7 protein-coding genes are annotated in these 7095 nt (G+C 64.1%); 6 read left to right on the top strand and 1 reads right to left on the bottom strand.

The features are described 5' to 3' along the window. Positions 1-239 precede the first annotated feature (239 nt). Entirely contained in the window at positions 240-797 is a 558-nt protein-coding gene (locus tag SFU54_RS01355; RefSeq protein ID WP_319014518.1) for a hypothetical protein, read from the top strand. Positions 798-851: 54 nt separating this feature from the next. On the opposite strand, the gene SFU54_RS01350 is transcribed toward SFU54_RS01355, so the two are convergent. After that, positions 852-1823, bottom strand: coding sequence for an NAD(P)-dependent alcohol dehydrogenase (locus SFU54_RS01350; RefSeq protein WP_319014517.1), 972 nt, complete (start codon positions 1821-1823; stop codon positions 852-854). A 131-nt stretch (positions 1824-1954) separates the two neighbouring features. Here SFU54_RS01350 and SFU54_RS01345 point away from each other — a divergent pair, with 131 nt between their 5' ends. The 5 genes from SFU54_RS01345 to SFU54_RS01325 form a co-directional block, all read left to right on the top strand. After that, complete coding sequence (locus SFU54_RS01345; RefSeq protein ID WP_319014516.1) at positions 1955-2278, top strand: DUF1905 domain-containing protein; 324 nt, start codon at positions 1955-1957, stop codon at positions 2276-2278. Further along, a complete protein-coding gene (locus SFU54_RS01340) occupies positions 2275-2838 on the top strand; it encodes a DUF1697 domain-containing protein (protein WP_319014515.1) in 564 nt (187 codons plus the stop codon). The genes SFU54_RS01345 and SFU54_RS01340 overlap by 4 nt, the downstream gene beginning before the upstream one ends. Positions 2839-2882: 44 nt before the next feature. Beyond that, the gene (locus tag SFU54_RS01335; RefSeq protein ID WP_319014514.1) at positions 2883-4130 is read left to right on the top strand and encodes a hypothetical protein; all 1248 of its coding nucleotides are present in this window, start codon (positions 2883-2885) and stop codon (positions 4128-4130) included. A gap of 540 nt (positions 4131-4670) precedes the next feature. Beyond that, positions 4671-5837 (top strand): RtcB family protein, encoded by a 1167-nt coding sequence (locus SFU54_RS01330; protein ID WP_319014513.1) that lies wholly within the window; start codon positions 4671-4673, stop codon positions 5835-5837. A gap of 164 nt (positions 5838-6001) precedes the next feature. Further along, a partial coding sequence (locus SFU54_RS01325; protein WP_319014512.1) for a hypothetical protein occupies positions 6002-7095 on the top strand: 1094 nt, incomplete at its 3' end.

The raw sequence follows: 7095 nt of genomic DNA, 5'->3' as shown, positions 1-7095 counted from the left end.
GCGTTCGCGAGCGCGATGAGGCGCGCGGCCTCGACGCCCGCCGACCTGCCTGCCTCGCTCACGCATCCCCCCGGTGCTGGCTCGCGAAGAAACCGAGCCTCGCTCCATTCTGGTGGGCACTGGCCTGCAGCGGCACCCCCTGAGCGGGGGCACTTCCTGCGATTGGGGAGCCAGTGCGTCACCCGTCTGCGGCAGAATGACCGCGTGCCAGCATCCCGAACAGACGCCACGGAGTCTTCGTGGAGGTGACCCTTGTTGTCTTGGCGATTATTCTGCCTTTCTTGCTCGTTCTGGGCATCACCATCGCCTACGTTCGCAAGCGTCAAGCGAGTGCGCGCCGCTTTGCGTTAGCTCAGGAGCCATCCACGATCACACTCATCGGGGTGCGTGATGGGGACTTTCGGGCTTCGCTTGCTCAAGCGCTCGAGTATGGAGGACCAAGCCGGCGCGTGCCTCTCGAGTTCTTGGTCACCATCGCGCCTGGCGGCATGACGTTCTGGACATTCGCGCGCTCGCCTCAAACACTTTTCGAGTTTCCCGCCGCGCGAGTGCTCGATGTCGCGGTGGGCACCGTGACCGAGCGCCCGGAATACCGATTGCCGGCGCGAGCGCGGCTTGCGCTCTTGATCGCGCCGCTCGACGACTCAGCATCACGCAAGACCGTGCTTCAGTTCACGGCCAGTGAAGTACACCGCGAGTCGCAGCGCCTTCGGTTTGCCGGCGAGGTAGAGCTCGACTCGATTGCCGACCGGGCGCGGGGCGTGCTCGGTGTGGGCGGCCCGTCACCTGGCGACTGAACACAACCACAAAGCTTCGAGCGTTGGTCGGTCGATAGGCTCGGCGCCAATCTTCTACGCCGAATCCACCACGGCCACGACGATCTTGCCGCGGTGCGTGGCCGCCCCGAAACGGGCGAGCGCCGCGCCGGTTTCCGCCAGCGGAAAAACCTGGTCAATGCGGGGCTTCAGCACGCTCGACCCGGCGAGGGCGGCCACGGCCTCGGTGCTCTCGTTGGGCTTGAGCCAGAGCATCCTGATGCGCTTTCCGGTGGCCCTGCTGATGAGGCGACCCCAGAGGGCGAGCCCCAACAGGCGCGCCGTGGTGGCGCCGACCGTTACGTAGGTACCGCCCGGTCGCAGGCTGCGCGGCAGGCGAAACGGCGAGCGCGTGAGTCGCGTGTCGACGATCACATCAAACTGTTCGCCCGTGCGGGTGAAGTCGACCTGCCGGTAGTCGAGGGTGCGCGCGAAGCCCACCTCGCGCATGAAGCTCTGCTTCGTGGCATCGTCAACGCCGACCGCGTCGTGCACGCCGTAGTGCGCGGCGAGTTGCGCGATCAACGGCCCGACGCCACCGCCGGCGCCATTGACCAACAGGCTCTGCCCGGGCTCGATTGCGGCGACGGTGACCAGTGCTTGCATGGCGAGGTTGCCCGCGTGGGGGAGGGCCGCGGCATCCACATACGACACCGAGTCGGGGATGCTCGTGAGCGCCGCGTGCGCCACGCTCACATACTCGGCGAAACCGCCGTAGCCCGCCTCAGAAATGTCGCCGAACACCCGGTCGCCCACGCGAAACTCGGTGACATCAGCGCCGACCTCGACGACCTCGCCGGCCACGTCGTGGCCGAGGATGCGCCCGCGGGGCTTGCTGAATAGCCGCACAAAGTAGGGCTTGCCGCTCAGCAGCGACCAGTCAGAGTCGTTGACGCCCGTCGCGTGAACGCGCACCCCGACCTGCTCGGGGCCGACGGCGGGGCGCGCAACCTCGCGAATCTCGAGCGACTCGGCGCCGCCGTATCCCTTTTGCACGACGGCGCGCATTAGGGGAGCACCGCCGCTGTCATGGGGCTACCGCTACCGACGCCGGGGTCATGGGAGAAACCCTAGCCCCCGGCGTTCGCGGTGTCGCTCGAGCACTAGAGCCGGTCTGACCGGTGCGGCAGAATGACCGCGTGCCAGCATCCCGAGCAGACCACACGGCCTACGCGTTCACGGCCGCGCTCTGGGAGTGGCCCGCCAAGGCGGCGTGGTTTTTCGTGACGGTGCCGGTCGACATCAGCGACGAGATCGACGTGCGTACGCACGGGCTCACGAACGGGTTCGGCAGCGTGCGGGTGCGCGTGCGCATCGGCGGCAGCGAGTGGGCGACGAGCCTGTTTCCCGACTCGAAACAGCAGGCCTACGTGCTGCCGATCAAGAAGGCCGTGCGCGTGGCTGAAAGCATCGTGCCCGGTGACGACGTGCGCGTGCGCATCGAGTTGGTCGACTTCTCGTGAAGCACGCGTTTCTTTTCCGTGCCGTGAACGTGGCAGGCACCGCGAAGCTGCCGATGGGCGAGTTGCGCGCGCTGGCCACCGAGCTCGGAGCCACCGAGGTGCGCACCTACATCGCTTCGGGCAACCTGATCGCCGTGGCGCCGGGTGACCCGCTCGCGTTCGCCGCGCAGCTCGAGACCGAGGTCGAGGCCCGCTTCGGGTTTCGCCGCGAGGTCATCGTGCGTGATGCCGCGGCGTTACGGGCGGCTCGGGATGCGCATCCGTTCTCGATCGTCGACCCCAGCCACTCGTACCTCGTGCCGCTCACCGCAGCGCCCGCCGACCCCACGGCCGCGGCCGACGTGCCGAGTGGAGACGACGAGTGGGCCCTCGTTGGCTCCGACCTGCACGTGCGCTACGCCCACGGCGCGGGCCGCGCTGAGCTCGACCTTGCCCGCCTACTGCGCGCGCTCGGCGTCGTCGGCACGGCGCGCAACCTGCGCACGGTCGATGCGCTGCTCGCCCTGCTCGGCGGTTCGAGCCGCGCCGATCAGCCCGGCAATCATTCAGCGGACTGCTAGGTTATGAAGTGCTTTTGCTGTTTGGCCATTGAAAGGCATGTCCCTTGACGCGTTACCGTCATTCACTTACCGTTGCCACGATCGCGATCGTCGCGTCCTCGTCGTTGGGCGTTGCTTCGATGGCCACAGCCGCTGAGGTCGCAACGTACCCTCTCGATTTCGAACCCGGCCTAACGATCGCCGCGCCGTTTCCCGACTACGTGCTCGATGTTGACTGCTCAGAGTGGGTTTACGACGGCTCCGAGGATGGATACCAATCCGTAGACGTGGTGTGGGTACCCGGTGGTTCGATGCAGGTGAACTTCACGTGTGAATCTGTCGACGTGCTTTCTTCGCCGATCGATGCGGGTCTCAATGTGAGCGAATTCCCGTCTGGCTACACAAGCTTGGGGTCGTTGGGCGATTTTGACGAGCGCTTTACTGTCAACCCGAACACGCAATTTATCTTTACCTTTGGTGGTGCTTCGTTTGGCGAGCGATTCGTCATCAACTACTCCGCCACAGTTCAGATCGATAACCCCACAGGGGTGAGGATCGACACGGAGTCGGTCTCAATCCCCGAAGGCGGAACTCAAGTGGTCGACTTCGGTGACGGAGCTGACTTAGATTGCAGTCCATCTGGTGAACGCGTCTATGGCCTGATCAATTTCACGGTGGTGGAAAGTGGCGAGTTCACGTTTCGCATTGTCGGCGTGACGCCGTTGCAGTCTGGTGAATTTCTCAGCGACGGCGACGAGGCTTATTGGTGGACATACGACCCGAATCCGTGGGGTGAATACGTTCCCATCTCCGATCCTTACCTGGTCTTGTACAGCGATTTTGACGTCGACAACCCAAATCTGAATCAGGTCGCGTGCAACGACGACATCGAGTATGTGATCGATGCCAATGAAGCCGAGGCTCGTGATCAGTCGGACAACTTCATCAACGACGTGTACTCCGAACTCATCGCTGACCTGGAGCCAGGCAACTACACACTGATGCTCACGACCTACGATGAAGTAGACGCAGTTATCCCCGTTCTCGCGCCGGCAAAGTCAGAGTCGTCGCTCCCCACGTCGGGCGAGGTCAGCCTTTCTCCGGCTGTTTACCCCTTGAGCGCGCTGCCCGAGCAGTCCGCAACCCTCGAGTTTTGGGGTGTCGCCGGCGGACTTGTTCTTGAAGGTACGGCTCTCGCCGAAACGGGCTCACACGAACTTGTTCGTGATTCATTGGCTGGTGCAGCGCTGATGAGTCTGCTGGCGGGAACTCTCGCCATCGGGTATACCCGACGTCGCGCAGCCCGAGCGTAGAAACGGCGCGGTACCGCAAGCGTCTTCGCCTACTCACGGGGTCGTGGTCGGTATTCGTGCGCGTGGCCGAGAGCATCTCGCCCGGTGATGTGGCGCGCGTTCGCATCGAGTTGGTCGACTTCTCGTAACCGAACCGTGATCGCCTCAAGCGCGACACGCCCGGGATGCATGAGCTAGTGTCGTGACTCGCGCCTGCACTCGGCAGGCGCAGAATCACGAGCGCCTGCACTCAGCAGGTGCAACGAACACCGCCCACGGAAGGAGCACGAGCATGAATAAGGCCTATTCGCCGATTCGCGAACAACAGCGCGAACAGCTCGTCTGGCGCCTCGAGCGCTTCCTTCCCACCCTCACGTAGGCGCGGTCCGTCGCATCCAGCGGCGCTCCGAGCCATGAGGCCCGGGGCGTCGTTCTTTTGTGTTGCCCATCAACACGGCTCCCACCGCGGGGGAGCAGAGCGCGACTCTTCGGGGCCGGTCGGTTGAGCATCCGTTCGCCGACCATCGACATCAACGAACACCAAAGAGAATCGAAAGGATCATGCAGAAGTACTCGAAGACTCTCGCCAGCTGGGCGAGCATCCTCGACGAGAAGACGCTCGAGCAGGCGCGCACGACCGCGACCATGCCGTTTATCTACCCGCACCTGGCCCTCATGCCCGACGCCCACTTGGGGTTGGGCGCGACGGTCGGCTCGGTCATTCCGACGCTGCGGGCAGTCATGCCGGCGGCCGTTGGGGTTGACATCGGATGCGGAATGATCGCGGTGCTGACCGACAAGACCGTCGACCAGTTGCCGGATGACCGCACCCCGTTGCGGCTTGCCATCGAGCGGGCCATCCCTCTGAGCGCGGGTGCGGCGAACAACCGCATCGTCGCAACGGCCGAGCCGCGAGTGGCCGAGCTTGAGGCGATGGCCGAGCGGGCCGGGTTCGACCCGGCGCAGCGGGCCGGGCGGTGGCGCGAGCAGCTCGGCACGCTCGGCAGCGGCAACCACTTCATTGAGGTGTCGGCCGACGAGCTCGACCGGGTGTGGCTGTTCTTGCACTCGGGCAGCCGGGGCGTGGGCAACAAGATCGCCCAGACCTACATCGACATCGCGAAGAAGCTCGCCGCGCAGTGGTTCATTTCATTGCCGGATGCTGACCTCGCGTACCTCGTCGAGGGCACCCCGGAGTTCAGCCGGTACATCGCCGAGCTTCGGTGGGCGCAGCACTACGCGCTGCTCAACCGGGAGGAGATGATGGACCGGGTCGTGCGGCAGTTCACCGAGTGGGTGGGCGGCGATGTCGCTCAACTCGAGCGGATCAACTGCCACCACAACTTCACCCAGAAAGAGACCCACTTCGGCAAGGAGGTGTGGGTCTCTCGAAAGGGCGCGATCTCGGCGAAGGCCGGAGAGCTCGGGTTGATTCCGGGCTCGATGGGCACCGCGTCGTACGTCGTCGAGGGCAAGGGCAACGCCATGGCGCTCGAGTCGTCGCCGCACGGAGCCGGCAGGCTCTACTCGCGGTCGAAGGCTCGGCAGACCTTCACGCAAGACCAGTTGCGCGAGGCCATGGTGGGCATTGAGTTCCGCGACACCGACGCCTTCATCGACGAGATTCCGCACGCGTACAAGCCGATCGACGAGGTCATGGCCGATGCGGCCGACCTGGTCACGATCAAGCACACGCTGCGGCAGCTCGTGAACGTGAAGGGCGACTAGCGCGAGGCGACAAAGGCGAGGGGTTCGGGATGCTCGGGAAGGGCATCCCGAACCCCTCGTTCGCGCGCTCCGTGGCGTGCGGTTGGTGGTCGCCCGCCGTCGGCGTCCTCTTTGCCGGTAGGCTCTCAGGAACAGTTTTCGGCCGACCCGAAAGGCCCGCATCCATGGTTTCTCGTCGTCACAGCACGAGCGTGATCGCTGCGGCAACCCTCATTGCGGCAACAACTTTTGGGGCTGCGTCTGCAGCGACCGCCGCCGACGTGCTTACGTACCCCGCTGAGGTGTTTCCCGGAATCACGGTCGAGTCGCCGCACCCGAACTATGTGATCGATATCGCCTGTGCCGACCTCGATGTCGTGTTCGCCGATCTCCCTCTGGAGCTGGTCTGGGTTCCCGGTGGAAGTCTCGACATTTCTTTCGACTGTGATGTCGACCAGGTCGATGGAATCTCGGCAGATCTCGACATTGATGCCACCTTCCTGCCGGGCTACGAATCTCTTCTCGATGGTGTAGGCGGCAGTGATCGCTTCCTCGTCGACCCGAACACGCGCATGACGTTTCTCCAGGGTACAGAGACCTTGATCGTCGACTATCTGGCCGGTCAAGAAATCGCTGACCCGCAGGGCTCGTTGCTCTTCACCGAGAGCGCCGTGTTTCCGGCGGGAGGAGGGTCAACAGCGACCTTCGACACGTCGACCGGCGACGACTGCGACGTCGAGGGGCGCCACATCTACCAGACGATCGACTTCACCGTTCTCGACGACGGCGTGACGACATTTCGAGTCGCAGGAATCTCCCCCCTTCAGGGTGGCGAGTTCTATCGAGACGAGTGGACGTTCTACACCGGCAACCCCTGGGGCGATGTCGTGCCCGTCATCGACCCGTATCTCGTGCTCTACAGCTCGTTTGATCCGGCGAACCCTGACGCCAACCAGATCGTCTGCAACGACGACAGTGACGCAGCGAACTTCTTCGACAGGTACGAAGCCTACGACTCGAGCGGCACCTTCATTTCGCAATTGTTTTCAGAACTCATCGTCGATCTCGTTCCGGGGCAATACACCTTGCTCGTGACGACCTACGACGAGGCTGATCTCGATGTGGTCTCCGCGCCCGTCAAAGACGACGCCCTGGGCGCGGCCCTCGCTCCCGTCGCCTTTGCCTTGAGTGACCTGCCCGAGCAGTCGATGACGGTGCAAATCTGGGGCACAGAGAATGCGCTCGTGCTGGGCCACGTTGCTTTCCTCGCCGAGACGGG

This window comes from Microcella sp., from assembly GCF_033763155.1.
Lineage (GTDB): Bacteria > Actinomycetota > Actinomycetes > Actinomycetales > Microbacteriaceae > Microcella.
The sequence above is the reverse complement of the archived record's forward strand: the minus strand, read 5'-3'. Positions and strand labels throughout refer to the sequence as shown.